Source organism: Streptomyces sp. NPDC048590 (assembly GCF_043199535.1).
In the GTDB taxonomy this organism is placed as follows: Bacteria; Actinomycetota; Actinomycetes; order Streptomycetales; family Streptomycetaceae; genus Streptomyces.
Genome location: NZ_JBICWC010000009.1, coordinates 90,238 through 115,928 on the forward strand (window position 1 = coordinate 90,238; position 25,691 = coordinate 115,928).

Annotated in this window: 21 protein-coding genes; 8 read left to right on the top strand and 13 right to left on the bottom strand. The window is 70.7% G+C overall.

From position 1 onward, the window contains the following. Nucleotides 1-82: 82 nt before the first annotated feature. The 5 genes from ACGFNN_RS25415 to ACGFNN_RS25435 all read right to left on the bottom strand — a co-directional run bounded on the left by ACGFNN_RS25415 (nucleotide 83) and on the right by ACGFNN_RS25435 (nucleotide 5,832). Nucleotides 83-1,903, bottom strand: coding sequence for a CotH kinase family protein (locus ACGFNN_RS25415; protein WP_393559236.1), 1,821 nt, complete (start codon nucleotides 1,901-1,903; stop codon nucleotides 83-85). Then, nucleotides 1,903-2,580, bottom strand: a complete 678-nt coding sequence (locus ACGFNN_RS25420; RefSeq protein ID WP_393559238.1) for a DUF4956 domain-containing protein — start codon at nucleotides 2,578-2,580, stop codon at nucleotides 1,903-1,905. The genes ACGFNN_RS25415 and ACGFNN_RS25420 overlap by 1 nt, the downstream gene beginning before the upstream one ends. Beyond that, the gene (locus ACGFNN_RS25425; protein ID WP_393559239.1) at nucleotides 2,577-3,485 is read right to left on the bottom strand and encodes a polyphosphate polymerase domain-containing protein; all 909 of its coding nucleotides are present in this window, start codon (nucleotides 3,483-3,485) and stop codon (nucleotides 2,577-2,579) included. The genes ACGFNN_RS25420 and ACGFNN_RS25425 overlap by 4 nt, the downstream gene beginning before the upstream one ends. A 215-nt stretch (nucleotides 3,486-3,700) precedes the next feature. After that, nucleotides 3,701-4,315 (bottom strand): DUF1349 domain-containing protein, encoded by a 615-nt coding sequence (locus ACGFNN_RS25430; RefSeq protein WP_393559241.1) that lies wholly within the window; start codon nucleotides 4,313-4,315, stop codon nucleotides 3,701-3,703. Then, nucleotides 4,312-5,832 (bottom strand): aldehyde dehydrogenase (NADP(+)), encoded by a 1,521-nt coding sequence (locus tag ACGFNN_RS25435; RefSeq protein WP_393559242.1) that lies wholly within the window; start codon nucleotides 5,830-5,832, stop codon nucleotides 4,312-4,314. The genes ACGFNN_RS25430 and ACGFNN_RS25435 overlap by 4 nt, the downstream gene beginning before the upstream one ends. A 155-nt stretch (nucleotides 5,833-5,987) precedes the next feature. Between ACGFNN_RS25435 and ACGFNN_RS25440 the strand changes: the two genes are divergently transcribed. Beyond that, nucleotides 5,988-6,758: an IclR family transcriptional regulator gene (locus tag ACGFNN_RS25440; RefSeq protein ID WP_365522816.1), complete on the top strand. Its 771-nt coding sequence runs from the start codon at nucleotides 5,988-5,990 to the stop codon at nucleotides 6,756-6,758. 111 nt (nucleotides 6,759-6,869) lie between these two features. Further along, the gene (locus ACGFNN_RS25445; RefSeq protein ID WP_393559244.1) at nucleotides 6,870-8,321 is read left to right on the top strand and encodes a peptidoglycan D,D-transpeptidase FtsI family protein; all 1,452 of its coding nucleotides are present in this window, start codon (nucleotides 6,870-6,872) and stop codon (nucleotides 8,319-8,321) included. A 47-nt stretch (nucleotides 8,322-8,368) separates the two neighbouring features. On the opposite strand, the gene ACGFNN_RS25450 is transcribed toward ACGFNN_RS25445, so the two are convergent. Continuing rightward, complete coding sequence (locus tag ACGFNN_RS25450) at nucleotides 8,369-9,916, bottom strand: NCS2 family permease (RefSeq protein WP_393559246.1); 1,548 nt, start codon at nucleotides 9,914-9,916, stop codon at nucleotides 8,369-8,371. Between the two features lie 319 nt (nucleotides 9,917-10,235). Between ACGFNN_RS25450 and ACGFNN_RS25455 the strand changes: the two genes are divergently transcribed. From ACGFNN_RS25455 to ACGFNN_RS25465, 3 genes are all read left to right on the top strand, one after another. Beyond that, nucleotides 10,236-10,808, top strand: coding sequence for a SigE family RNA polymerase sigma factor (locus ACGFNN_RS25455; protein ID WP_362542692.1), 573 nt, complete (start codon nucleotides 10,236-10,238; stop codon nucleotides 10,806-10,808). Beyond that, nucleotides 10,808-11,521, top strand: coding sequence for a hypothetical protein (locus tag ACGFNN_RS25460; protein WP_393559248.1), 714 nt, complete (start codon nucleotides 10,808-10,810; stop codon nucleotides 11,519-11,521). The genes ACGFNN_RS25455 and ACGFNN_RS25460 overlap by 1 nt, the downstream gene beginning before the upstream one ends. A gap of 126 nt (nucleotides 11,522-11,647) precedes the next feature. After that, the gene (locus ACGFNN_RS25465; RefSeq protein ID WP_393559249.1) at nucleotides 11,648-12,496 is read left to right on the top strand and encodes a pectate lyase; all 849 of its coding nucleotides are present in this window, start codon (nucleotides 11,648-11,650) and stop codon (nucleotides 12,494-12,496) included. A 151-nt stretch (nucleotides 12,497-12,647) separates the two neighbouring features. Here the strand turns inward: ACGFNN_RS25465 and ACGFNN_RS25470 are convergent, their stop codons facing one another. After that, nucleotides 12,648-14,858, bottom strand: coding sequence for an arylsulfatase (locus tag ACGFNN_RS25470; protein ID WP_393559251.1), 2,211 nt, complete (start codon nucleotides 14,856-14,858; stop codon nucleotides 12,648-12,650). After that, on the bottom strand, nucleotides 14,845-16,362 hold the full coding sequence (locus ACGFNN_RS25475; protein WP_393559253.1) for a sulfatase-like hydrolase/transferase: 1,518 nt from the start codon (nucleotides 16,360-16,362) through the stop codon (nucleotides 14,845-14,847). Before ACGFNN_RS25475 ends, ACGFNN_RS25470 begins: the two co-directional genes overlap by 14 nt. Nucleotides 16,363-16,504: 142 nt before the next feature. On the opposite strand from ACGFNN_RS25475, the gene ACGFNN_RS25480 reads away from it, so the two are divergent. The 3 genes from ACGFNN_RS25480 to ACGFNN_RS25490 all read left to right on the top strand — a co-directional run bounded on the left by ACGFNN_RS25480 (nucleotide 16,505) and on the right by ACGFNN_RS25490 (nucleotide 19,346). Then, a complete protein-coding gene (locus ACGFNN_RS25480; RefSeq protein ID WP_393559255.1) occupies nucleotides 16,505-17,983 on the top strand; it encodes an MFS transporter in 1,479 nt (492 codons plus the stop codon). A 57-nt stretch (nucleotides 17,984-18,040) separates the two neighbouring features. Further along, nucleotides 18,041-18,784, top strand: coding sequence for a GntR family transcriptional regulator (locus tag ACGFNN_RS25485; RefSeq protein WP_393559257.1), 744 nt, complete (start codon nucleotides 18,041-18,043; stop codon nucleotides 18,782-18,784). A 208-nt stretch (nucleotides 18,785-18,992) separates the two neighbouring features. Beyond that, nucleotides 18,993-19,346, top strand: coding sequence for a hypothetical protein (locus ACGFNN_RS25490; protein ID WP_393559259.1), 354 nt, complete (start codon nucleotides 18,993-18,995; stop codon nucleotides 19,344-19,346). Nucleotides 19,347-19,398: 52 nt separating this feature from the next. Here ACGFNN_RS25490 and ACGFNN_RS25495 read toward each other — a convergent pair whose 3' ends face one another. The 5 genes from ACGFNN_RS25495 to ACGFNN_RS25515 all read right to left on the bottom strand — a co-directional run bounded on the left by ACGFNN_RS25495 (nucleotide 19,399) and on the right by ACGFNN_RS25515 (nucleotide 25,469). Then, the gene (locus ACGFNN_RS25495; protein WP_393559260.1) at nucleotides 19,399-20,481 is read right to left on the bottom strand and encodes a dienelactone hydrolase family protein; all 1,083 of its coding nucleotides are present in this window, start codon (nucleotides 20,479-20,481) and stop codon (nucleotides 19,399-19,401) included. Next, a complete protein-coding gene (locus ACGFNN_RS25500; RefSeq protein WP_393559262.1) occupies nucleotides 20,478-21,593 on the bottom strand; it encodes a pectinesterase family protein in 1,116 nt (371 codons plus the stop codon). The genes ACGFNN_RS25495 and ACGFNN_RS25500 overlap by 4 nt, the downstream gene beginning before the upstream one ends. Nucleotides 21,594-21,724: 131 nt before the next feature. Beyond that, nucleotides 21,725-23,050, bottom strand: coding sequence for a polysaccharide lyase family 1 protein (locus tag ACGFNN_RS25505; protein WP_393559264.1), 1,326 nt, complete (start codon nucleotides 23,048-23,050; stop codon nucleotides 21,725-21,727). 86 nt (nucleotides 23,051-23,136) lie between these two features. Then, entirely contained in the window at nucleotides 23,137-23,964 is an 828-nt protein-coding gene (locus tag ACGFNN_RS25510; protein WP_393559266.1) for a rhamnogalacturonan acetylesterase, read from the bottom strand. Between the two features lie 170 nt (nucleotides 23,965-24,134). Then, the gene (locus tag ACGFNN_RS25515) at nucleotides 24,135-25,469 is read right to left on the bottom strand and encodes an ABC transporter substrate-binding protein (RefSeq protein WP_393559268.1); all 1,335 of its coding nucleotides are present in this window, start codon (nucleotides 25,467-25,469) and stop codon (nucleotides 24,135-24,137) included. Nucleotides 25,470-25,691: the final 222 nt, after the last annotated feature.

Consider the following 25,691-nt stretch of genomic DNA (forward strand, 5'->3'; position numbering starts at 1 on the left):
GACGCGCCGGGCCCCGCGGACGCGCGGGGGTACCGGCGCCCCGGACCGGACCGGGGGAGGTCCGTGTCCGGGGCGCCGGCGGTCATCCGGTCACCGCCTTGTCCTTCGCCAGCGCCTCGGTGCGCGTGGTGACGGTCGTGCGGAGTGCGGTGACGGCCTTCGTCAGTCCGGCCTCGTCGACACCGGCCTTCCTTGCCTGTCCGGCGATGTCGTCCAGGAGACCGGCCGCCTTGCCTGAGCCGAAGTACGTCTCGTACAGCTCGCTGTACGCCTTCTTGTAAACGGCGTCGAACGCGTCGAGTTCCAGGAAGCGCTCCTTGAGCGCGTGACCGCTCATGGCGCCTCCCCCGCCTCCGCCGCCCGGTACCCCGCCGCCCTCCGGCATCTCCATGCCCTCGGGCGGTTCGACGCCGTCCGGGAGTTCCGGCATTCCGCCCTGCGGCGGTCCGCCCTCCTGGCCGCCGGCTGCCTGGCCGTCCGCGGCCTGTCCGCCGGCGCCCTGGGCCGTCCGGTCTCCGCCCGCGCCCCGGCCGCCGCCCATGCTCATCCGGTCGTCCGGCCCCGCCTCGGCGTCTCCGCTGAAGGTGAGGTTGTAGTCCCAGCCGAGTACGGAGAACTTCTTCGTGTCCAGGTCGTACCAGAGCAGGTAGTTCTTGCCCGGTCCGGCCATGTCGTCGAAGTTCATCAGCAGGTTCTGCGTGGCGACGTACCGGGAGAACGAGTCGAGGTCGACGTGGGTGCCGAGGTCGGCGGCGAACTCCTCGTCCGACGCCTCGTCGACCCACTTGACGAACTTCATGACGGGTTCGAGGTCCTGGCTTCCGACCTTGTTGAGCTGCCGGAAGGATGTCTCGTAGTCGGAGGGGTCGTCGCCCTTGTAGGCGAAGCTGCCGCCCGCCCGCGCCTTGTAGAGCACTCCGTTGCCGTCGACGGCCTCGGCGTACTCCGTGTCGGGGTTCTCGACCATGAGCCGGGTGACGGCCGGCCTGTTGTTGACGGACACGGTGGTGAAGCCGTACCGCTCGGCGGTCTCACCGCTCTCGTCCGTCAGCGACAGGGCGAGGGCCTCGTTCAGCGGGACCTGCTCGTCCGCGCCGGGGCGCAGCGAGATCTCCCGCTCCCCCTGGTAGGCGCGGCCCTCCACGTACTCGTCGATCGTGATGAGCAGGGGGAGTTCCTCCGGCTTGTCGGCGGAGAGGTCGTACTGGGTCATCCCGCCGCCCATGCCGCCCTGTGCTCCGGCCGCACCGCCGGGACCGCCGGCGGTGTTCCCGCCGGTTCCAGCTGCTCCGGCGCCGTCCGTGGCTCCGGTGCCGCCCGGTGTCCCGGTCTCCCCCGCCGTTCCCGTACCGCCTTCCGTACCGGTGCCGCCCGCGGCGCCAGGACCGCCGCCGTTCGCGTCCCGGCCGCGGTCCTGGCCCCCGCCGCCCTGCTGCTGCCGCGGGGTTTCCTGCCCGGCTCCGCCCGGCATCCGGCCGCCACCGGGGCCGGACTGTTCGCCGCGCAGGGATCTCAGGGTGGAGTTCCCCTTCAGACGGATGCCGACGTCCGGCAGGTACACCCCGTCGATGGTGAGGTCGGCCGAGATGGGTTCCTTGGTCCCGTCGTCCTCGAACTCCTTCATCATCTTGTCGAAGTCGGTCTGTTCGTACGTCAGCTGGATCGAGTGCTTCACCGTGGTGTCGTAGAGGCCGACCGTGCCCTTGACGTCGTCGGTGATGGTGTCGGCCTCCACCTGCGAGGACGACGTGACGTACGGCGATATGCGGGCGTCACCGAAGGCGTACACCAGGACGGCCAGTCCCAGGCAGAGCGCTCCGGCCGGCTTCCAGTGGTGCCGCAGCCGCACCGGGAGCCGGTCCCTGAGGTGCCGCCGGCGGACCGGCGTCGTACCGCCGCTCATCACAGGTCGGTCGTGTCGTAACCGGTCAGCACCGTCACCCGCTGCCCGGAGGTGCGCTCCTGCAGGGCGGTGACGAGGTCCCCGGGTTCGGTGCCCTTCTTCATCCGCACGGTGTAGAACACCTCGTTGAGGGCTCCCCCGCGGATGGTCTCCGTGCTGACCAGTTCGAACTCGCTGGTGTACTTGATCAGCACGTCACGGATGGCGGGCGTGTAGTCGTCACCCGCGGGCACCTGCACCTTGACCACCTGGCGCTGGACGTTCAGGGCGAACCAGTTGAACTTGAACATGATGAGGACGACGACGCAGATCACGACGGCGCCGACGGCGGCCAGGGTGTAGAAGCGGGCGCCGCAGGCCATGCCTATGGCCATCGCCAGGAAGATGAACCCGACGTCCCTGGTCTCCTTCACCGCGTTCCTGAAGCGGACGACGGACAACGCGCCGACCAGTGAGAACGCCCTCGCCAGGTTCGATCCGACCACGAGCATGATCAGTGCGACGATCATGCCGACGATGACCAGCGTCTGGACGTAGGACTGGCTGTACGAGACGTTGCGGTGCGTGTACCGGTAGGTGTAGCCGATCATCGTGCTCAGGATGAAGGACAGCGCCATCGCGGCGACCACGTCGGCGACGCTGAACGTCCCGCTGAGTTCCTGCAGTTCGAAGTTCACTGTGCTCCTGCTCTCACCGGCGCGTGCCGCGCCGCCGACTGCCCCTGCGGCAGCCGGGTGTGGGGGGTGGGCGGCGGGCAGTCCGCCTCGTGGACGTGGAAGACCGACCTGGGTGCCAGGCCGAAGGCCTCGACGGACTGCACGTACTTGCTGATCCGCACGAGGTTCAGGTTCCGGCGCGCGGCCAGATCGGTGATCCAGTGCGGTGTGCGCTCGTTGACCTTGATCTCCATCACCGTCATGTGCGGCGGGATGGTGAACCGGTTCTCCGGCGTGGCGGTCCCGAAGTGGAAGTCGCGGTCCCGGCCACGGATCCGCCGGTCGAAGGTGACCCGCAGACCGGTGTCGGAAGCCCGCCCCACCAGCGCCTCACGGTGGTAGCCGGTGATCGCCGTCGGCCGCAGGTTCAGCCGGATGACGAGATCCAGGACCTCCTGGACGAAGGCGCTCTCCTTCGGCGAGTGCTCGACCGTCTCACGGGCGTCGCACAGCCTCCTGGCGGTGGCGTACGGCAGGGTGATGCGCCGCTTCTGCGTCACGCGGTTCACCCGCTGCTTGATCTCCACGCACACGGGGGACCCGTCGGTGACGCCGTCGAGGTCGCCGTAGTGCCGGATCCGCAACTTTCGCCGGAACTTGAGGCCCTCGATCTTCTCCCAGTAGAACCGCAGCTCCGGGCTGTCGTAGTAGAGGCTCCAGACCCCGTACCCGCCCACCGGGCTGTGGAGGTCCCGGTCCATCCGTTCGGAGAGCTCGTCCCGGATCTCGGCGGCCTCTTCGACGGGTACGAGGTACTTCAGCTCGAACCGGTTGAACGCGTGCAGCCTGCTCGCCACGTGCAGTGGCTCGTCACCCCCTGCCGGGGTGTCGCCGTCTCCGGGTGCTGCCGTCTCGGGTCGCGGCACCGTACGCCTCCTCGTGTCTGTCCGCCGGACCGGCCGGCGCAGAACACGGAATCAAGGGCGCATGAGGAAGCCGTGAGAATTGCGGGTTGATTGCCTGAGTATTCACAGTGACTTCCAGGTGAACACCAGATGTACGGACGCGAGTGGAGACCGCACGCCGAGGGCCCCGATCCCTGGAGACGATCGGAGCCCTCGGTGTGCGCGTGTACGGTCCGTCAGCCCCCGGCGCGTAGGTCGCCCGGGCCGGCCGGCCGGTACTCGATGTGGTCGAAGGCCGCGGTGCAGCCGTCGCCCGTGGGTGACTGGACGAGGAAGCCGACGCGGGCCGACGCCCGCTCGGCGGCGGTGCCGAGGGTGAACACCCGGACGAAGGTCCAGCGCTCGCCGTCCGCCGAGGCGTGGAAGGCGAAGGACTCGCCCACCCGGCTGATGCGCATCCAGTGGCTGTCCCCGTCGATGACGGCGGAGTTGACGTCGTCGGAGTGGCCCCGGGTGACCACCGTGCAGACCGTGGGCCGGTCCGGGGAGAGTTCGAGGCAGAGCTTCGCCCAGTCCCGTTCACCGACGTGGAGGTAGAGGACCCCCGCGTCGAAGGCGGCGGCGAACCCGACCTTCACCCGGGCGATCAGCTGGAAGTCGCCCTCGGGCGCCGTACCCAGCAGGCGCGGCGCGTCGGATGCGGGCTCCAGGGAGTCGCCGCCCGGCGGGACGAAACGGTCCTGCTTCGCCCCGGCCGAGCCGGTGAGCACCCCGTCCGCGTACGTCCACTCCCCCGAGGGCCCGGCCGGGTCCAGGGCGAAGGGCAGCTCGGGGACGCGTACCGCCGTCATGCCCGGCGCCCGTCGACGCGGCGGGGCAGATTCTGCGGGTTGTCCTCCCGCAGCTCGGGCGGGAGGAGCGCCTCGGGGGTCGACTGGTAGCTGACCGGGCGCAGCCAGCGCTCGATGGCGGTGGCGCCGACCGAGGTGGAGGTGGAGGTGGTGGCCGGGTAGGGCCCGCCGTGGTGCTGGGCGGGCGCGACCGCGACACCGGTCGGCCATCCGTTGACCAGGACGCGGCCGGCCACCGGGGTGAGCTCGGCCAGGATTCCGGCGGCGCTGCCGTCGGCCTCGTCCGTGGCGATCTGGAGGGTGGCCGTGAGGTTGCCGGGCAGCCGGGAGAGCACGGCGGTGATCTCGTCCGGCGAGTCGTAGCGGGCGACGACGGTGACCGGGCCGAAGCACTCCTCCAGGAGCGCGTCGTGCGGACCCTCCTGGGCGAGGCGCTGGGCCGGGACGGTGAAGAAGCCCGGGGAGACGGTGTGTTCGCCGCCCGCACCCGGGGTGACGGGCGTCTCGACGTCCGGGAGGGCCGCCCGCTCGCTCACGCCGTGGATGAAGGCGTCCCGCATCCGGTGGTCGAGCATGACGCCCCCGCCGGTACCGCTGACGGTCTCGGTCAGCGACTTGAGCAGCTGGTCGCCGGCCTCCCCCGACGGGGCGAACACGAAGCCGGGCTTGGTGCAGAACTGTCCGGTGCCCATGGTCATCGAACCGCCGAGTCCGGCGCCGATCTGCTCACCGCGTTCGGCGGCGGCGGACTCGGTGACGACCACGGGGTTGAGCGAACCGAGCTCGCCGTGGAAGGGGATCGGCGCGGGGCGGGCGGCCGCCGCGTCGAAGAGGGCGCGGCCGCCTCGGATCGAACCGGTGAAGCCGGCGGCGGACACCAGCGGGTGCTTCACCAGCTCGACACCCGCGTCGAAGCCGTGGACCACGGTCAGCACGTCCTCGGGCAGGCCGTTGCTCGCCGCCGCCCTGCGCAGGATCGAGGCGCAGATCTCCGAGGTCGCGGGGTGGTCGGGGTGCGCCTTGACGACGACCGGGCAGCCGGCGGCCAGGGCGCTCGCGGTGTCGCCGCCGGGCACGGAGAAGGCGAGCGGGAAGTTGCTCGCGGCATAGACGGCGACGACGCCGAGGGGGATCTTGTAGCGGCGCAGGTCCGGCCAGGGCGGGGTCCTGCTGCCGTCCTCGTGGTCGATGTGGATGTCGAGGTAGGCGCCCTCGTCGACGACCTCGGCGAAGGCGCGGAACTGCGCTGCGGTGCGGGCGAGTTCACCGTTCAGCCGTGCGGGGCCGAGCGCGGTCTCGGCGTCGGCCGCCTCGACTACCTGTTCCTTGGCCTCGGTGAGGAGGTCGGCGGCGGTACGCAGGAAGGCGGCGCGCACGGTGCGGTCGGCCAGGGCTCCGCGCACGGCGTGCGCCGCCCGGACCGCACGGTCGACCTCCTCCGCTGTAGCCTCCACCGCAACCTGCTCACGCGGGTTCCCCGTACGGGGGTCGACGCTCCAGACTGGTGCTGCTGCCACCGTGTTTCCTTCCGGTTCCGCTGCCACACAGGAGTACTTGTTCGGTATTCTGAACAGCGTTCCTGAACGTGAATACACAGGGACTCTATTTCCGGGCGCTCCGTGTTGGCAAGAAGTCACAGGGTCGTGCGGCAAGGCTGGAAGGGGCATGAGGGATGTCGGTTGGCGAGCCCGGTGGGGCGCAGGTCAAGTCCGCGGTACGGACGGTGGAGCTCCTCGAATACTTCGCGGGGCGCCCCGGCATGCACTCGCTGGCCGCCGTGCAGGAGGCCGTCGGTTACCCGAAGTCCAGCCTCTACATGCTGCTGCGCACCCTGGTCGAGCTCGGCTGGGTCGAGACGGACGCCACGGGCACCCGGTACGGGATCGGCGTACGGGCCCTGCTCGTGGGGACCTCGTACATCGACGGTGACGAGGTCGTCGCCGCCGCCCGCCCGACCCTGGACCGCCTGTCGGACGACACCACCGAGACCATCCACCTGGCCAGGCTGGACGGGACGAACGTGGTGTACCTGGCCACCCGGCAGTCCCAGCACTATCTGCGCCCCTTCACCCGCGTCGGCAGGCGGCTGCCCGCCCACTCCACCTCGCTCGGCAAGGCGCTGCTGGCCACCCACAGCGACGAGCAGGTCCGCAAGATGCTTCCCGAGACGCTGCCCGCGCTGACCGAGCACACCCTCACCGACCGCGAGAAGCTGATCGAGGAACTGCACGTGATCCGCGAGCAGGGATACGCGGTGGACCGCGAGGAGAACACCCTCGGCCTGCGCTGCTTCGGCGTGGCCGTCCCCTACCGCACCCCGGCGCGCGACGCGATCAGCTGCTCGGTCCCGGTGGCCCGGCTGACGCCGGCGCACGAGCAGATGGTCAAGGACGCGCTCTTCGACGCCCGGGACCGGCTCACCCTCGCGACCCGCAGGCTCTGATGCCTCCGGGGCCGGTACGCCCGGCCGCGTTCGGGCGTACCGGCTGAGAATCCGGTGAGAAGGAACACGGACGGGAACGCCCCGGGTGTCCCTGTTCGTCCCTCCAGCGGGATGAACAAGACGATCAGGCGCGCCTCGGTCTTCTGCCTGCTGATGGTCCTCGCCCTGCTGGTGCGGGTGACCTGGGTGCAGGCGTACGACGGCCGGGCGCTCGCAGAAGACGAACACAACCGGCGGAACACGATCGCGCGCTACGCGCAGCCGCTCGGTGACATCATCGTGGCCGGGTCTCCGGTCACCGGTTCGAAGGAGACCGGAGGGGACGACCTCCGTCACAAGCGCACCTACACCCAGGGCGACCTGTACGCCTCGGTCACCGGGTACAGCTCCCAGGCGTACGGCGCCACTCAGCTCGAGGGCATCTACGGCGACGTCCTCGACGGCACCGACGACCGGCTGAAGAACCCGGCCGACCTGATCACCGGCAAGCAGACGGCTCCGGGGGACGTACTCACGACCATCGACCCCGACGTCCAGAAGGCCGCCTACGAGGCGCTCGGGGACGACAAGGGCGCGGCGGTCGCGATGGACCCGGAGAGCGGGCGGATCCTGGGCATGGTGTCCACGCCCTCCTACGACCCCTCCACCATCAGCGGGACCGGGGACGGGGACGCCTGGCAGAAGCTGCTGGACGACCCGGACAAGCCGCTGGTCAACCGGGCGCTGCGGCAGCCGCTCCCGCCCGGTTCGACGTTCAAGCTGGTGGTGGCGTCGGCCGCCCTGGAGAACGGGCTCTACGACTCGGTCGACGAGCCCACGAAGAGCCCGGATCCGTACACCCTGCCGCACACCAGCACGGTGCTGAAGAACGAGAACACCTCGGCTCCCTGCGAGAACGCCACGCTGCGCACCGCGCTCCAGTACTCCTGCAACAACGTCTTCGCGAAGGTGGCGGCCGACCTCGGCCAGGACAAGCTCAAGGCGATGGCGGACGCCTTCGGCTTCGACACGGAGAAGCTGGACGTACCGGTCAGGGCGTCGCAGAGCGTCTACCCGCGGGACATGGACGACGCCCAGACCGCGCTGACGGGCATCGGGCAGTTCGAGGTGACGGCCACCCCGATGCAGATGGCCATGGTCTCCGCGGCTCTGAGCAACGGCGGGGAGCTGGCCTCGCCGCACATGGTCTCGAAGGTGACGGACTCCGACGGCTCCACGCTCCAGGAGTATCCGGACGGCGACACCGAGCGGGTCGTGAAGGAGTCGACGGCACAGCAGCTGCGCAGCGCCATGGTCACCGTCGTGGACAAGGGGACCGGCGGGAACGCGAAGATCGACGGCGCGGAGGTCGGCGGCAAGACGGGGACCGCGCAGAACGGCGTGGACAACGGCAACACCCCGTACGCCTGGTTCACCTCGTACGCCAAGGACGACTCCAGCGGCAAGCAGGTCGCGGTCGCCGTGGTCGTCGAGGACTCAGGGGCGGCCCGGTCCGAGGTCAGCGGCAACGGCCTTGCCGCGCCGATCGCGCAGAAGATGATGAAGGCGGCACTGAAGGGCTGAGCGGGCCCCGCCGCCGTCGGAGACCTGACGGCGGCGGGGCGGCGCGGCTACCGCACTCCGAGGAGCTGCTCGACCGGGTCGATCGCGAAGTACACCGCGAAGAGGGCCGCGGTGCCCCACAGCAGCCAGTGGACCTCCTTGGCCTTGCCGAGCACGGCCTTGATCACGACGTAGGCGACGAAGCCGGCGCCGATGCCGTTGGTGATCGAGTAGGTGAACGGCATGACGGCGATCGTGAGGAACGCCGGGATGGCGACCTCGTACCTCTCCCAGTCGATGTGCCGTACCTGGGCCATCAGCATGAAGCCGACCGCGACCAGGGCGGGGGCGGCCGCCTGGGCGGGGACGATCGTGGCGAGCGGGGTGAGGAAGAGGGCCACGGCGAAGAGAGCGCCCGTGACGAGGGAGGCGAAGCCGGTACGGGCGCCCTCGCCGACGCCGGCGGCGGACTCGACGTAGGAGGTGGCCGAGGAGGCGGAGGCGGCGCCGCCCGCCACGGCCGCCGCCCCGTCGATGAGCAGCACCCGGCCCAGGTTCGGGACCTTGCCGTCCTCGTCGAGCAGCCCGGCCTCGTGGGAGACGCCGACCACGGTGCCCATGGTGTCGAAGAAGTCGCTGAGCAGCAGGGTGAAGACCAGCAGCACGATGGTGATCACACCGACGTGCTGGAACGCGCCGAAGAGGCTGAAGGAGCCGATCAGGCCGAAGTCCGGCGCGGCCACCAGGTCGTCGGGGACCGCGGGCACGGTCAGGCCCCACGCGGTGGGCGCGATGTCGGCGATCTCGTCGATGATCACCGCGACGACGGTCATGACGACGATGCTGATGAGGATCGCGCCCTTGGCCTTGCGCGCGAGCAGGGCGACCGTGAGCAGGACCCCGAGGCAGAAGACCAGCACGGGCCAGCCCGACAACTGCCCGGTGGCTCCCAGCTGTACGGGGACGGAGCCCGTCTCGCCGGGGATGCGGGATACGAAGCCGGCGTCCACGAAGCCGATGAAGGCGATGAAGAGCCCGATGCCGACGCTGATGGCCTGCTTGAGGGAGGCCGGGATGGCGTGCATGATCGCCTCCCGGAGCCCGGTGACCACCAGGACGCAGATCAGCAGGCCCTCGATGACGATGAGCCCCATGGCGTCCGGCCAGCTCATCAGCGGGGCGAGCTGGAAGGCCGCGACGGCGTTGAGGCCCAGCCCCGCGGCGAGGGCGAGCGGAAGATTGCCGCCGATCCCCATCACGATGGTCATCACCGCGGCCACCAGGGCTGTGGCGGTGACGAGTTGGGGCCCCGAGAGCTGGTTGCCGAACTTGTCCTCGGCCGAGCCGAGGATGATCGGGTTGAGCACCAGGATGTAGGCCATGGTGAAGAAGGTGGCGAAGCCGCCTCGTATCTCACGGCCGAGGTCCGAGCCCCGGGCCGTGATGGAGAAGAACCGGTCGACCGCGCCCCACCGGGCGGCGCCCGCCGGAACCGCGGCGTTCTCCGGGGACGCCGAGGGTCCGGGGACGGTGGCGGCCGGGGACTTCACGGGCGTCGGCCCCGCCTCTCCGTCCGCCTCGGGTACGGGTGGGGTGGTGTCTGGTCTGTCCGGCATGGCACTCCTCCTTGTGTACGGTTCACGCGTCGGTCAGCCGGATTGTTCACCGGTCGCGGCGATTTCAGGTTTTCGCCGTGTTACGTCTTGCGTGGGCGCACACCCGTGGCGGGGTCCCCGGCGCTGGTCCCGCGTGGTCCCACTTCGTCTCATCCGGCGCAGGGGGGTTCAGGTTTTCGCCGGGTTACGCCTTACTGGAGGCACACATGCGTCGAAGCGCTTCCGGGACACGCGTTGGTACGCTCTCGCCCCGCAAGCGGAATTGGGAACGTACACAACGCGTCCGAGCGCGCAGGATCCGTGCAGAGGAGAGGTACCCGTGGGCACAGTCGTGGACGATGCCGCTGCCGTCGAGTTCCGGGCGTTCTTCGAGGCGCACTACGCCGAACTCGCCCGGCTGGCACACCTGCTGACGGGTGAGGCCGACGCGGCGGACGACCTCGCCGCCGACGCGCTCATGGCGCTCTGGCACCGCTGGGACCGGGTCCGGGGCGCCGACCACCCCGCGGCCTACGCGAGGGGCGTCGTCGCCAACCTGGCCCGTACGCGTATCCGCAGCGCGGTCCGTGAGCGCCGCAGAATCGCGCTCTTCTGGACGCCGCGCGGGGCCGGCGAGGGCTACGAGGCGGACGGACCCGACGTGTCGGCCGTGGTGGACGTCCAAGGAGCCCTGCGGCGCCTGCCGTTCCGCAAGCGGGCCTGTGTGGTGCTGCGGCACGCGTTCGACCTCTCCGAACGCGACACCGCTCTCGTTCTCGGGGTGTCGGTCGGTACGGTGAAGAGCCAGACCTCGCGCGGTGTGGCGGAACTCCAGCGGTTGCTCGGGCCCGAGACACCGGCGGCACAGGTACAGGTGGCGGCAGCCGCGCAGCGCACCGGAGGAAGGGCTTGATGAACGAGGATCTGCGGGAGCGGCTTCGTACGGCCGCCGCTTCGCACAGCCCGGACCGGGCGCGGATGCTGGCCCGGATCGAGCGGGGCATGGCGCGGGAGGCGCCGGCCCGCCCCGTTCGGCCGCCGCGGTCTCCGATGCCGTGGCTGCGGGTCGCGGGCGCGACGGTCGCGGTGTGCGGGGTGCTGACGGCGGGCGCCTTCGCGGTCACCTCGGCCGGAGGCCAGGGAGAGCGGACCGCGGGGCGGGGCATCTCCCCGGCACCCGCCGCACCCGGCCCGGCGACCTCGTCACCCGATGGGAGTGGGGCGGCATCCGCCGAGGACGGCCCGCTGTCGTCGGCGAGTTCGGTGAACCCGAACAGCAACGCCTACTGGGCGCAGAGCGAGGTGGTGGTGAGGACCCGGCAGCCGCTGTCCTCGCTCACCGTCGAACTGCGGATCGCCCAGACCGGCGGGGTGAACACCACCGGTTCCTGGCGTTCCCTGCCGGAGGCGGACTTCACCGTCTCGGTGCGGGAGCTGGACGGCTTCCTGGTCTACCGCTGGACGCTGAGGCCCGGGCGGAGCGTCCCGGCCGGTACGCACACCTTCGCCGGCCAGTACAACCACGCCGAGGGTCCCCGCGACCCGGGCCGGGACACGTACACGGCACGGGCGAGGGCGGCGGACGGACCCGCCTCGGTCGGGGGTGGGTTCAGCGGCGCCCGCTGAACCCACCCGGACCGGCCCACGAGCCCTGGAAGAAACAATTCCGAAACCCGGCAACCCTTTCGGCGACGGTGGCGACCCAGGAGTGCAAGAGACTCCCCCCACCTTCCAGAAACGGGATCAGCCAACATGAGTGAACGCGCGCACACGCACCGCCGCCGCACCGGCAAGCGCCGCATGGCCGCCGCGATTACGGCGGCCCTGAGCCTCACCGGTGCCGCTCTGGCCACGAATGTGATGCTCCAGCCCGCCGGCGCGGCGACCGCCGACGCGACGGTGGCCGCGGCTGCCGAATGGCCCTCCCCCACGGGCCGGCAGGCGGTCTCGGAGTCCATCGAGGTCTCCGGTACCTACGACGGCGACCTCAAGGAGTTCTACGGCGAGGGCGACCTCGGCGGCGACGGCCAGGAGGAGGGCCAGGACGCCCTCTTCGAGCTGGCCGACGGGGCGACCCTGAAGAACGTCGTCCTGGGCTCTCCCGCCGCCGACGGCGTGCACTGCGCCGGAAGCTGCACGCTGGAGAACGTGTGGTGGACGGACGTCGGCGAGGACGCCGCCTCCTTCAAGGGCAAGTCGTCGAGCTCCGTCTACACGGTGAACGGCGGTGGCGCCAAGGGGGCCGAGGACAAGGTCTTCCAGTTCAACGGCGCGGGCAAGCTGACGATCTCGGGCTTCCAGGTCGAGGACTTCGGCAAGCTCGTCCGCTCCTGCGGCAACTGCTCGACGATGTACAAGCGCGACATCGTCGTGAAGGACGTCGACGTCACGGCCCCGGGCAAGTCCCTGGTCGGCATCAACAGCAACTACGGCGACACCGCCACCCTCAGCTCGATCCGCATCCACGGCGACGACAGCAAGAAGATCGAGCCCTGCGTCCGCTACGAGGGCAACGACGACGGTGACGAGCCGGAGGAGATCGGCAGCGGCCCGGACGGGAAGTACTGCCTCTACTCGGAGTCGGACATCAGCTACGAGTAGGAAGCGCTCCGGAAGGGGCCTCACCCGCTCGAAGGGCTGAGACCGCTTTCGATACACGCCCCGTCTTCCCGGGGCGACCACTGGACCAGGGGCCCGGACCCGCGCGGCGGCGCGGGCCCGGGCTCCTGCCCGTTCCCCTACGGCAGCGGGCTCACTCGACCGCTTCGATGGTGGCGGCGACGTCCTCGATGTCCTCCGGGGCGGTGAAGTCGAGGTCGACGTGGACCAGCGCGCCCCGTGGCTGCGGGAATTCGCCGGTGTAGGCCGCCGACACCTGGCTCAGGGTGTCCCGGCCGATGTCGAGGCCGTAACCGGAGAGCCGTCCGGCGGTCATGGGAATGCCGGCGTGTGCGAGCGGCACCGTGCCGGCCTCGATGGTGACGCGCGCCGAACGGTCGTCATGGCAGTGCAGGCGGAAGCCGGCCGTATCCGTCCCGGCGGGCAGCGGTCCCGGTGAGGCGCAGACGACGTGGTCGCCGAGCAGGTTGTGCTCGAAGACCAGCCGGCCGTCCTTGATGTAGAGGACGTATCCGCCCGCGGCGGTGCCGCTGGCCAGCAGGACGCCGTCGGCGGTGCGGCTCAGTGTCGCCGTCGCCCGCATCGACCTGTTGCTCCCGGTGATCCGGGTCGGCGCGGGCACGTGGCAGGCCCCTGCCTCCAGCCGTACGTGGGTCGCGCCGTGCAGCCCCTGCCCGGTGTTCAGCGCGAGCAGTGCCTTGAGCGGCCGGTCGTCCAGCGGGAAGACCCCGTGCCGCTCGGCCTCGCTCTCCCAGACCTCACGGAGCGCGGCCAGCCGTTCCGGCTGCTCCGCCGCGAGGTCGTGGCATTCGGAGAAGTCCCGCCGGGTGTCGTACAGCCGCCAGACGTCGTCCTCGTACGGGGTGCCGGGGACGTGCGTGGTGACGGCCTTCCAGCCCTGGTGCCACAGTGCGCGGTGGCCGAGCATCTCGAAGTACTGGGTGTCCCTCGGCGCCGGGGCGTCGGCGTCGGCGAGTACGGCGAGCATGCTGCGGCCGTCGAACCGCGCCCCGTCGACGGGAGCGCCGACGGCCTCCAGGACGGTCGGTGCCAGATCGACGGCGTGGACGAACTGGTGGCGGATCCCGCCGGGTTCGGCGATCCCGAGCGGCCAGTGCACGACCAGCGGCACACGCACCCCGCCGAGGTCGGTGTACTGCTTGTACAGCCGGAACGGGGTGTTGCTCGCGGTCGCCCACCCCTCGGGGTAGTGCGCCGGCCCTTCGGGGCCGCCGAGCTTGTCCAGCCGGGAGAGCTCCTGTTCCACGGTCTGGGGGATGCCGTTGTACGGGGCGTTGACGTCGACGGCGCCCTGCGGCCCGCCTTCCCTGCTGGCGCCGTTGTCCGAGAGCACCATGACGATGGTGTTGTCGAGCTCGCCCCACTCGCGGAGCGCGTCGACGACCCGGCCGATCTGCGCGTCGGCGTGCTCCAGGAAACCGGCGTACACCGCCTGGAGGTGGGTGTGGAGGGTGCGCTGGTCCTGGGTCAGTTCGTCCCACGGGGCGACCCCGGGGTTGCGTTCGGTGAGGCCGGTGCCCTCGGGCACCAGGCCTTCCTCGGTCTGGCGGCGCAGCCGGTCGACACGGGTCTGGTCCCAGCCCTTGGTGAACGTCTCCAGGTACCGCTCGATGTACGCGCGGGGGGCCTGGAGCGGTGCGTGGGTGGCCCCGAGGGCCAGGTTCAGGTAGAAGGGGCTGCCCGCCCGGTAGGTGCGGTGCTCGCGCAGATAGGAGATGGCGCGGTCGGCGAGGTCCTCCGAGAGGAGGTAGTCGGGGCCTGCGGCCGGGCGGACCGGGTGGTGGTCCTCGAAGAGTTCCGGGGCCCGCTGGTCGGTGGCGCCGCCCATGAAGCCGTAGAAGCGGTCGAAGCCGCGGCGCAGCGGCCAGTTGTCGTACGGTCCGGCGGGCGTGATCTCGTGTCCGGGCGCCAGGTGCCACTTGCCCACCTGGTAGGAGCCGTAGCCGTGCGGCCGCAGGTGGTCGGGGAGCAGCGGGACCGCCGGGTCGATCCTGCCGCGGGAGTTGTCGAAGCCGGTGTCGGTGTCCGCGATGAAGCGCATGCCGAGGGCGTGGTTGTTCCGGCCGGTGAAGAGGCTGGCGCGGGTCGGGGAGCACATCGGGTTGACGTGGAAGTTGGTGAAGCGCAGTCCGCCGGCGGCGAGCGCGTCGATGGCGGGGGTTCGGATCTCGGAGCCGTAGCAGCCGAAGTCCGACCAGCCGGTGTCGTCCAGGACCACGGTCAGGATGCTGGGCCGGCCACCGCGTGGCGGGTCGGGCCACGAGGGTGTGGACTCGGCGGCGGTGCGGCCTGCCGGGGCCGGTGCGGCCTCAGTGCTGCTCATGGCTGTCTCCGTCGGTCGTCACGGTGGCGCTCGGGGCGGTGGCCCGGGACGCGTGCGCCTGCCTGCGCTTCTGCTGGATGCTCTCCTCCAGGTTCTCCAGCCACTGGCTGGACTCGACGAGGACGGGCGGCCGGTTGTCGCGCCAGGCCTCGTCGCCGTTGTGGCGCGGCTGGTCGAGCACATGCGTGCCGGCCCTGCCGGGCTCCTCGTGGGCGGCGAAGTAGGTGTCGAGCGCCTCGTCCAGCTCGGTGAGCCGGTCACGGAGCGCGGGGTCGTCGATGACGTCGGTGGTCTCGCGCGGGTCGTGGTGCAGGTCGAACATCTCGTGCGGCCCGTCCGGGAAGCGGCGGACGAGCTTGTAGCGGTCCGAGCGCACCATGCGGAGGTTGCCGTACTCCGCGAAGACCAGGCCGGACGCCTCCGGCAGTGGTCCGCCGAGCAGGGCGTCGCGGTAGCTGCGGCCCGGGTACGGGGTCGACGGCTCGGCCGGTGTGCCGGCGCCGGCGGAGTCCAGGAGCGTGCGGAAGGTGTCGGTGTGGGTGACGTTCTCCCTGCGCCGCTGTCCGCCCAGGATCGATCCGGGGTGGTTGACGATGAGGGGTACGCGGATCGACTCGTCGACCACGTTGTAGGGCAGGGTGCTGTTGCCCTTGCCCCAGATTCCGTGGTGGCCCGTGTTGAGACCGTGGTCGCTGGTGTAGATCACCAGGGTGTCGTCGCGGAGGCCGAGGGTGTCCAGGGCGTCGAGGACCCGGCCGACCTGCTCGTCGATGTCGGTGACCGCCGCGTAGTACTGGGCGAGGGCCTCGCGCGGGTCGTTGCGGCTGGGGTAGAGCGACTCCGACCGCAGGCGGCCGAAGGGGTGGGTGACGTCCTGGGGTATGTCACGGAAGGTGGCCCGGCGGTAGCGGCCGACCAGCCGCTCGGGGGCTCCGGCCCACGGGCTGTGGGTGGCGAGGTGGCCGACGAACAGGAAGAACGGCTTCTCGTCGGCTTCGAGGGTCCGGTTGCGCAGGAACTCGATGGCCCGGTCGGTGATGGCCTGGCGGTCGTAGCGCTTCTCGACGGGCTCGGTGCGCCGCCAGGGGGTGTGGTAGCCCTCCGCCTCGGAGACGGGCGCGCTCCGCGAGTACCAGAAGTCGAACCCGGGCGCCGGGCGCTCGCCGTGCCCGAGGTGCCACTTTCCGCTCAGCCCGGTGACATAGCCGTGCTCCTGCAGGACCTCGCTGATCAGGCGCTCCCCCGAGAGCCAGTCGGTGGCGCGCACCTCGGGGTCGGCCTCGGCGAGGTAGTCGTGCACGCCGTGCTGCGAGGGCAGCCGGCCGGTGAAGAAGGACGCGCGGGCGGGCGAGCAGACCGGGGAGGGCGTCCAGGCGTTGTCGAAGACCACGCCTGTCTCGGCGAGGTGGTCCAGATTGGGGGTCTGCACCTCCGAGTTCCCGTAGCAGCCGGCGGCCCACTGCGCATGGTCGTCGGTCAGGAAGACGAGGATGTTCGTGCTCATGTGCGGGCTCCAGCTCTCTTGACCTCTCAAACTTAAAGATTGGACCTCTGGATGTCCATCCCTTGACAGCTCGGTCGTCGCGCCATTTCATGGACCAAACCTTGGACCCCCAGAGGTCCAATCTTCTCCGTGAGGGAGCCCCATGACCCCCGTCGACCACCCATCGGGACGCCGAGTGCCGGGCAGGAGCACTCCGGCCACGGCCTGGCTGGTGACGGCCCTCCTGCTGGCCGTCGGGAGCTACCAGCTCAACAACACGATGATCGCGCCCGCGAACCCGCAGATCATCGAGAGTCTTCACACCGACACCGCGACGGTCGGGCTCGCGCAGACCCTCTTCGCGATGATCGGGGCGGTGTCCGCGATCGTCGTGACCCGGATCAGCGACTGGACGGGGCGCCGCAAGGCCCTCCTGTTCAGCCTCTGTGTGCTGGTGGCCGGCAATGTGATCGTGGCGCTGGCGCCGGGTGTCGGCGTGTATCTCGCCGGCCGTGCACTGTCCGGCATGTGCGGCGCGGTCTTCGCCTTCGCCTTTCTGATCCTCCACGACCTGCTCGACCTCAGGACGTTCAGCAAGGCGCTGGCGGTCATCGCCGCCGTCAAGGCGGGTCTCGGCGGCGCGGAGGCCGTCGTCAGCGGAACCATCGTGGACGCCTTCGGCTACCGGGCCGTGTTCTGGTGCATGGTCGCCTTCACCACGGCAGCGGTGATCTGCGTCTACTTCGTCGTCCCGGAGATCGCCACGACCGAGAAGCGACGCCTCGACTGGCAGGGGTGCCTGACCATCGCGCTCGGACTGACCGGGCTCTCGCTGACGCTCTCCCAGGGCGGCAAATGGGGCTGGACGGATCCGGTCACCCTGGTCTGCCTGACGGTCGCGGTGGTGTTCCTGGCCGCGTTCCCGTTCGTCGAGAAGCGGGTCCGGGAACCGCTGATCAGGACGAGCGAACTCGGCTCCCGCCGTGCCTGGCCACTGCTGCTCACCAACATCCTCACGCTCTCCGGGGCGGGCGCGGCAACGCTCTTCGTACTGCCCCTGCTCGCACAGAACGCGGGTGGAGGTTTCGGGATGAGCGCCACCACCGCGGCGCTGCTGTACACCATGCCGGTCTCCGTGGTCGGCTTCGCCTTCGCTCCCTTCGCCGGCTCCCTCGCCCCGCGGATCGGCTGGCGGGTCATCCTCATCACCGGGCTCGTCGTCACGGTCGCCGGCCTGGCCACTCTCGCCGCGTTCAGCGACAGCCCCCAGGTCGCCTTCGCCATGACCCTGGTGCTGGGCGCCTGCTACACGGGACTGGTACTCACCGCCCTGGACGGCCTCGGCGTCCTGCTGTCCTCGCACGAGGCACCCGGCGCCCTGACCGGGTTCAACACCGCCGCCTTCGGTATCGGCGCCTCGCTGGGTATCGCCGTCAGCAGCGGCATCATCACCCAGCTCCAGGTCGGCGGAGCACCCACCCACCACGGCTACGCCACCGCGCTGTGGACCTGCACCGGCCTCGCCGCCCTCGGCCTGCTGGTCTCCCTCCTCATCCCGAGGACCGACGTCGGAGAGGTGGAGCGGGAAGGAACCGAGGCCGCGACAGCAGGCGTTGCGTCGTCCCCGTCGGGCGCCCGTTAGGTTTCACCCAGACGCCCGAACCGATGGCTGCGGGCGGCTGACGAGGATGGAGATCTCTTGACACGGCTACGTACGCTCCGAGCCCAGGCGGCGGAAGAGCTCCGCACGCTGATCGCCACGGACTACCGGCCGGGTGACCGGCTGCCCCCGGAAGCGGAGCTGGCCCGCCGGATCGGCCTGAGCCGCAACACGGTCCGCGAGGCCGTGGCCATCCTCGTCACGGACGGGCTCGTCGAGCGGCGCTGGGGTGTGGGCACCACCGTGCTCGCCCCGGCGCCCCCGGCGTCGTTCAGCGTGACCGACCTCGTCCCCGTCAAGGAGATCATCAGGAGCGCCGGACGCGAACCCGGTCTCTCCCACTGGCACCACGCCTCCGTCAGGCCCGACCCGGAGGTCGCGGCCCGCCTGGACCTGTCCGGGGAGGACCCGGAGACCTGGTACGTCGAGCGCGTCTTCACCGTCGACGGACAGCCCGCGGTCCACCTGCGGGACTGGTGCCTGAAGACCATCGGCGGGCGGCCGGTGGACCTGACCCCGCTGCGGGACGTGGACGTCGACTTCATCGGGCTCGTCCGGGAGCAGTCCGGGGAGACGCTGCACCGGATGGAGGGGAAGATCCAGGCCGCGCTCGCCGGAGAGGCGTTCGCCACCGGCGGGGAGACCGCGCCCGTCCCACTGGTCCAGATCACCCAGACCTGTTTCACGAGCTCGGGCTCGGCGATCGGGTACTCCGTCGTCCAGTTCGACACCGAGGTCGTCGATCTGACGATCCGCCGGGCGTTCAACAACTCGGCAGGATGAGGCGGGCGTTCACAGGGTGACCGGGCGAAGTGCGCCTGGAGGGAACAGGGTTGCCGCCTCCGGCACAGCGGACTCCGGAGCTCCGGTAACGCACCGGTAACGGGCCCTGCCTAGCGTCCGGCTCGTCGATCACCGCACAACTCGGCGGAGATTCGGCGAAGTTCGGACCGCACGGCCACCCCGTGCCCAACCACAGGAGACATCACTCATGTTGCGACACAACGCCTGGCGTGGAGTTCTGGTCGGCGCCACCATGGCCGCCCTGACCGTGGTCGGCTCGGGCGCGGCGAGCGCCGCCGGGGCTCAGGCGGCTGCGGCGTGCCACGTCGACGGGTACGTCTGCATGACCGTGAACGACATCTACGAGCCGACCGTCTACGTCGCCGACGGCGACTCGTACACCTTCCTGCGCGCCTCCGAGGTCACCAGCATCTCGAACGACACGACGATGACGTACTGCTTCGGCGGGGACTACAACTTCTCCGTGGCCCCGGGAGAGTCCGTCGAGGTGCCGCACACCGTGACCGACCTGGAGCCGACGACCGGCCGTTGCCTGTCATGACCTGCCTGACCGCCCCCCGTCACAACGGCCGTGGGGGCGGTCGGCTCTGCCCTCACCCGGCCACCCACCGGTCCAGCCACCCGTACACCGCCTCCTGCATGCCCCTCCCGAACGAATGCCCCACGCCCGGCCAGATCTCGGTGGTGAGGCGGTCGCCGGCTCCCTGGGACTCCCAGACCGCGCGCAGCTTCCGGTAGGCGGCCGTGACCCCGGCGGGCGGGAAGAGGCGGTCCGCGCCGCCGGCCTGGAAGAGGGCCGGCTTCGGAGCGGCGATCGACGCCACGTCCGGGATGTCCAGGTGCCGGTTGAGGCCGGGGTGGAGCATGAAGAAGGCGGACTGGCCGCGCAGGGTGTTGTCGCCCGGGACGAGCATGTGGCGCAGGCAGGTCATCCAGCAGACGGCGACCGCCGCGCGGATGTCGTCGGAGAGGGCGGAGAGCTGCCAGGCCCGGTAGCCGCCCATGGAGAAGCCGAGGGCGGCCACCCGGTGGCTGTCGACCTCGGGCAGTGAGGTGAGGAAGGCCGCCGCGCGGATGTCCTCGTGGGCGGTGAGGCCGGCGAGCGAGGTGCCCAGCTGGAGGAGGTTGGCGGCGAGGGCTTGCTGGTCCTCGTAGGCGAGCGGGCCCCGGTCGCCCCAGCCGAGGGTGTCCACGGCGAGTACGACGTAGCCCCTGGCAGCCAGTTCGTCCCCGGCGAAGCGGCCTCCGTAGTGGCGGTCGGCCCATGCCCGCGCGCGGCGCCCCCGCTCCGGGTGCCCGGAGCGGGGGCGTACGGCCTTCTCCCTGCCGATGGTGAACTCGCCCCCGTGGTCGTGCAGGACGAGCACCGCGGGGAAGGGGCCCGTGCCGTGCGGGACCAGCAGGGAGCCGCGTGCCCGGCCGTACCGGCTCAGGGCGAACTCCACGGTGCGCGCGGTGTACGGGCCCTCGGGGTGCTCGTCGACGGTCACCGGGGCGAACGGTTCGGGGCCGGGACCGGCGGGCTGGAGCAGCGACTCCCCGGCGACGGCGCGTGCCTCGGCGCGCCAGGCCGGGAAGTCTCCCGTGTACCGCTCCCAGGCGAGCGGGAAGGTGAGTTCCTCCCTCAGCCGCTCGTGGAAGGAGGGCAGCACCCGCTCGGTGATCCCGCAGTTCACGCGCAGGGGCGCCAGTCGCCGAGGTAGTCGACCGGGGTGTGGGTGCGGGCCTCGGCCCGGCTGAGCTGCGGCCGGTCGGCGGGGTCGGTGATACGGGCGCCGGGGCCGGTGTTGCGGTACTCGGCGAAGCGCTGGTCCTGCCAGGGGAAGCCCGCGGACATCGTGCCGTAGGGCTCGGCGGCGTCGATCCCGGAGCCGAGGTGGCTCTCGCGGACGGTGAGCATCGGGTGCGCGGTGAGGTCCGACGAGGGCACCCAGGGGCGGGCCAGCTTGTAGTAGCCGTCGGGGGCCGTGCTGGTGACGAATGAGCGCTGGACCAGGTAGCCGTGGGGGTTCGCCCCGGCGGTGCTGGGCGCAAAGACGAAGCCGTAGGGGGCGGCGGCCAGGTCGGTGCGGGCCAGGGTGCGGAAGTGGCAGCGGTCGAAGACCGCGGTGGCGCGGCCGAAGACGAAGTCGACGTCGCCTTCCATGTAGCAGTCGCGGTAGTACTGGCGGGCGAAGGCGGTGAGGGCGAGGGTGTCGGCGTACAGGGTGTCCTGGTGGCCGAGGAAGCGGCAGCCGTAGAAGGCCGAACGGTCGCCCTGCACCTTGATCGCGACGGCCTGGGTGCCGGTGTACTCCGGGTTGTCGGAGCGCAGCCAGTCGTTGGCGAAGGTCACGTCGCGGGCGGTGAAGCCGGCCGCCTGGACGGTGACGGACGCGGATCCGCTGGTGCCCAGGGTGCCGGAGCCGTCGGGCTTCGGGGTGCCGGCCGCGTCGTTGTGGACGATGACGGTGTCGCGCGGGTCGCCGCTCGCCCCGATCAGCGTCAGATCCGCACGGTCGGCGGGGACGGAGAGCTTGCCGCGGTAGGTGCCGGGGGCGATCACCAGGGTCCGGCCGGTGCCGGTGGCCGCGTCGAGGGCGGCGCGTACGTCGGTGAAGTCCCCCCTGCCGTGCGGGTCGACGTAGAGCGTGAGGGCGTCGAGCCGGTGCGAGGGCGATCCGTGGCGTCCGAAGGGACTGCCGGGGCGCGTCGGCCGGCCGGGTGCGGCATGGGCGGCGGGAGATCCCAGGGCGAGGGCCGCACCGGCGCCCGCGAAGAGGGACAGGGCACTGCGTCTGCTGGGCATTGCGGTACTCCTTGCGGGCTTGCGGGTGCTTGCGGTGTGCGGGGAGCCGGTGGGCCGGAGCGGCGCCTTCCGGGGTGCTGGAAGGCGTGCGGTGCCGCTCCGGCCGGTCTGTGGGTCGGCTGACCGACGGGTCAGCGGACCAGGGGCTTGCCCGCGCCGGCGCCGAGGCCGACCAGGAGCGGGACGACGAGCGGGTGGTTGACCTTGGTGCGCAGCGTCGGGGTCCAGCCGGCGCCCGCGGTGAGCTGCTCCTCGGGAACGCCCGCGTTGTGCACGGCGATCAGGTCGGTCTTGCGCCCGTTGACGTAGTTGTTGCCCGCCGTGAGGGAGGACTCGGACCACTTCTTCAGGATCTTGGCCTGGTCGAAGCCGGAGCCGAGCGTGAAGGCGTTCGACTCGGCGACGAGCTTGGACTCCTTCCCGATGCCGTAGGAGTAGCCGTAGACGCTGCCGGTGGTGGCGACGAAGTGGTTGTTGTACGAGTCGACCTGTCCGAAGCGGACGCGGGGCGCGCGCTCGTTGACGTTCTTGAACAGGTTGTGGTGCAGGGTCACACGGAGATGACCGCTGTCGGTGGCACCGGCGCTGTCGCTGTTGCCGATGAGCATCGTCTTGTCGTGGTCCTTGAGGACGTTCCACGAGACGGTGACGAGGTCGGCGCCGCGCACGATGTCGAAGAGGCCGTCGTGCTGCTGGAAGAGCTCGTCGAAGTAGCGGGGCTGCTCGGAGTCGGGCCGGTCACCGTCGCTGAAGGTGTTGTGGTCGACCCAGACGTGGGTGGAGCCGTAGACGACGAGGTTGTCGTACTCGGAGTTCCAGTGGCCGGTCTCCCCGTCGGTGGGGTCCCACTGCGGGAAGCAGTCGTAGGTGTCCTCGAAGGAGATGTTGCGGATGATGACGTTGGAGACGCCCTTGACCTGGAGGCTGGCCCCGATGACCGTGGCATCCTTGCCCACACCGACGAGGGTGGTGTTGGACGGGACGTTCACGTTGACTGCGGCGGCCTGGAGCGCGGCGGAGGCCACGCGGGCGTCCTCCAGCGGCCCCGAGGGGACCTCCTCCCGGCCCCAGACGGCCGGGTCGTAGGCGGCCAGGTACTTCTCCAGGGTGTAGCCGTCCTGCTGGTACGCCTCGCAGCCGATCGGGGTGCCCTCGGCGTCGGAGTTCCCGTGGATGGTGCCGGCGATTCTGATGATCTTCGGCGCGTCGCCCGCCTCCTCGAAGGCCGCGATGAGCTCGGCCCGGTTGGTGACGGTGTAGACGTGGTCGGGGGTGGCCTTCGCGCCGCCGGTGGTGGAGCCCTCGGCGGACGCCCAGCCGTCACCGGCAGGGAGCACGGAACGCTCGATGCCCTTCCCGTGGACGGTCGCCTGGGCGGGGACGGTCACGGCGAGGGCGAGCGAGGCGGTTCCCAGCACCACGGCGATGGCGCGGGTGTGTCTCATACGTGCGGGCATGGCTGATCCCTAACTGTCGTACGTGGAAGAAGTGGAGGAGATCCGGGAAAGGCGGGGCCGGTGGCACCGGCCCCGGTGGCGGAGGATCAGGCCTGCGGCCAGGTGATCCACTCCGCGGGCACCTCGGAGTCGAGGCGGCGAAGGTCCCGAGGGGCGAGCACGCGCTTCTCGCGCAGGGCGCGGGCGGTCATCCTGGCCACCTCGATCGCTCCCTCGGGCCGGAAGTGGGTGTTGTCCTGGCGGCCGTCGGGGTAGTTCGGCGACTCGCCGGGCTCCAGCCAGTTGAAGTACGCCTCGGTCCCGTCGGGGCCGAGTTCCTGCCAGCGGGCCAGCGAGACCGCCTGCATGTCGAGCAGTGCCACGCGGTCCTCCGAGGCCAGGGCGCGCATGGCCGCGGGGTACTCACCGTGGGTGGGCGAGGCAGTTCCGTCCGCGGCGAAGCGGCGGCGCTCGACCGGTGTGACGAGTACGGGCTCGGCGCGCCGGGCCCGGGCGCCCTTGACGTACTGGCGCAGGTACTCCTGGTAGGTGGTGTACGGGTCCGTGCCGCGGGCGGGGTCCTCGGTCTTCTCGTCGTTGTGACCGAACTGGATGAGGACGATGTCGCCCGGGCGGACGCCTTCGAGGAGGGCGGTGAGCCTGCCCTCGTCGATGAAGCTCTTGGAACTGCGGCCGTTCATCGCGTGGTTGGCGACGGCGAGGCCGTGGCCGAGGAAGAACGGGAGGGCCATGCCCCAGCCGGTCTCGGGCGCGGCGTCGGCGTACTTCTGTGCGGCCGTCGAGTCGCCGGCGATGTGGAGCGTCCTGGAACGGGGCCTTCCGCCGCTGCCGCCGTGGGCGAGCGCGGGGGTGGCGCTGAGCGCGAGGGGCAGCGCGAGGAGCGCGGCTGCCGTCCTTCTGCGGGTGAGTGACACAGTCTGACTGCCTCTCTCGGAGGACACATCTCGAAGGAGGAACGTGAGGTGGTGCCGGTGGAGGACGCGGCACCGAGGGGGGTGTGGGTGGTGCGAGGAACCGGCGGCGGGGTGCGACCCGGACCGCCGCCGGTCCCCCGGTCATGGGGGCCGTCCGCGGGGACGACCGGTCAGCCGTTACCCAGTTCCTTCCACTCCTTCTGGGCGGCGTTCAGCTCTTCGGCCATCTTGTCCAGGAAGGCCTTGGCCGTGACCTTGCCGAGGAGCAGCTTCTGGAACTCGGGCTCGTTGTCGGCCTTGCTGATGTTGTTCCAGTCGGGCAGGTAGTACGGCAGGTCGACGATCTTGGTGGAACCGTCGGTGAGCGCCTTCGCGGCGAGCGCGGTGGGCTCGGTCTGGGAGATCCAGGGGTCCTTGGCCGCCTCGGTGTTGGCCGGGATCGCGCCCGCGGACTCGTTCCACTTGCTGTTCGACTCGTGCGAGGCGGCGAACTCGATGAACTTCCAGGCCGCGTTCTTGTTCTTGCTGGACCGGAACAGGCCGAGACCGTCGACGGGGTTGGAGACCTGGACGCGGGTGCCGCCGTCCCCGATCGGCGCGGGTATGCCGCGGAACTTGTCCTCGCCGAGGGCCTTCAGGTGGTCCTGGTAGGAGCCGAGGTTGTGGCTGAGCATCCCGATGGTGCCGGAGTCCCACTGGGCGACCATCTTGGTGAAGTCGTTGTTGACGTCGGCGGACGGCGTCGTCTTCTTGAAGAGGGCGGCGTACTTCTCCAGCGCCGCGACGTTCTTCGGGTCGTTGAGGGTGGTCTTGTCGCCGTCCCAGAACTCGGTGATGCCGGTCTGGCCGTAGATCGCGTCCAGCGCCTGCGCGATGGAGCCGGCGCCGCCGCGGATGGTGTAACCGAACTTGTTCTTCTTGGTGTCCGTCAGCTTCTCGGCGGCCTCGTAGAACTTCGGCCAGGTGGTGGGCTCTTCGAGACCGGCCGCCTTGAACAGGTCGGTCCGGTACCAGAGGGCGCCGTTGTTGGCGGAGGTGGGCACGGAGTAGAGGTCGTCGCCGCGGCCGGCCGCCGCTCTGACGCTCTCGACCATGCCCTCGACGAGCTTGCCCTTGAGCGCGGACCCGTCCAGGCGGTCGTTGACCGGCTCCAGCGCCTCCTGGGACACCATGCTGGCCAGGTACGCGGTGCCGACGCCGCCGACGTCGGGAAGGCCGCCACCGGCGATGGCGGTGTCGTACTTGGACTGGACGTCGGCGATCGGGATCGGGACGTACTTGACCTTGATGTCAGGGTTCTCCTTCTCGAAGTCCTTGATGATCTCGGTCCAGATCGCCGTGCGCGGGCCACCGTTGTTGTCCCAGAAGGTGATCTCGCCCTTGCCGCTGCCCTCGGTGCCGGAGCTGCTGCCGTCGTCGCCACAGGCGGTGGCCCCGAGGGCCAGGACCGCCGTGAGGGACACCGCGGTCGCGGCACGCCCCCGGAGCGTCTTCGAGATGTTCATGTCGGCTCTTCTCTCTCGGATCTGTACGCGTGCGTGGGGGGAGGTTCAGTGGTTCGTGCGGTGCGGTGCCGGTGCGCCGGTCCGCGTGGGGCCGGCTCGCACGTGGCGTCGGCCCGGCGGAGATGCCGGACGGCCCCGTGGCGGCTGTTTCCGACGGCCACCGTCCCGGCCCCGGGCACGCGGGGAGGCCGCGGCGAGGGTGAAGGCGGTGAACGGTGTTCT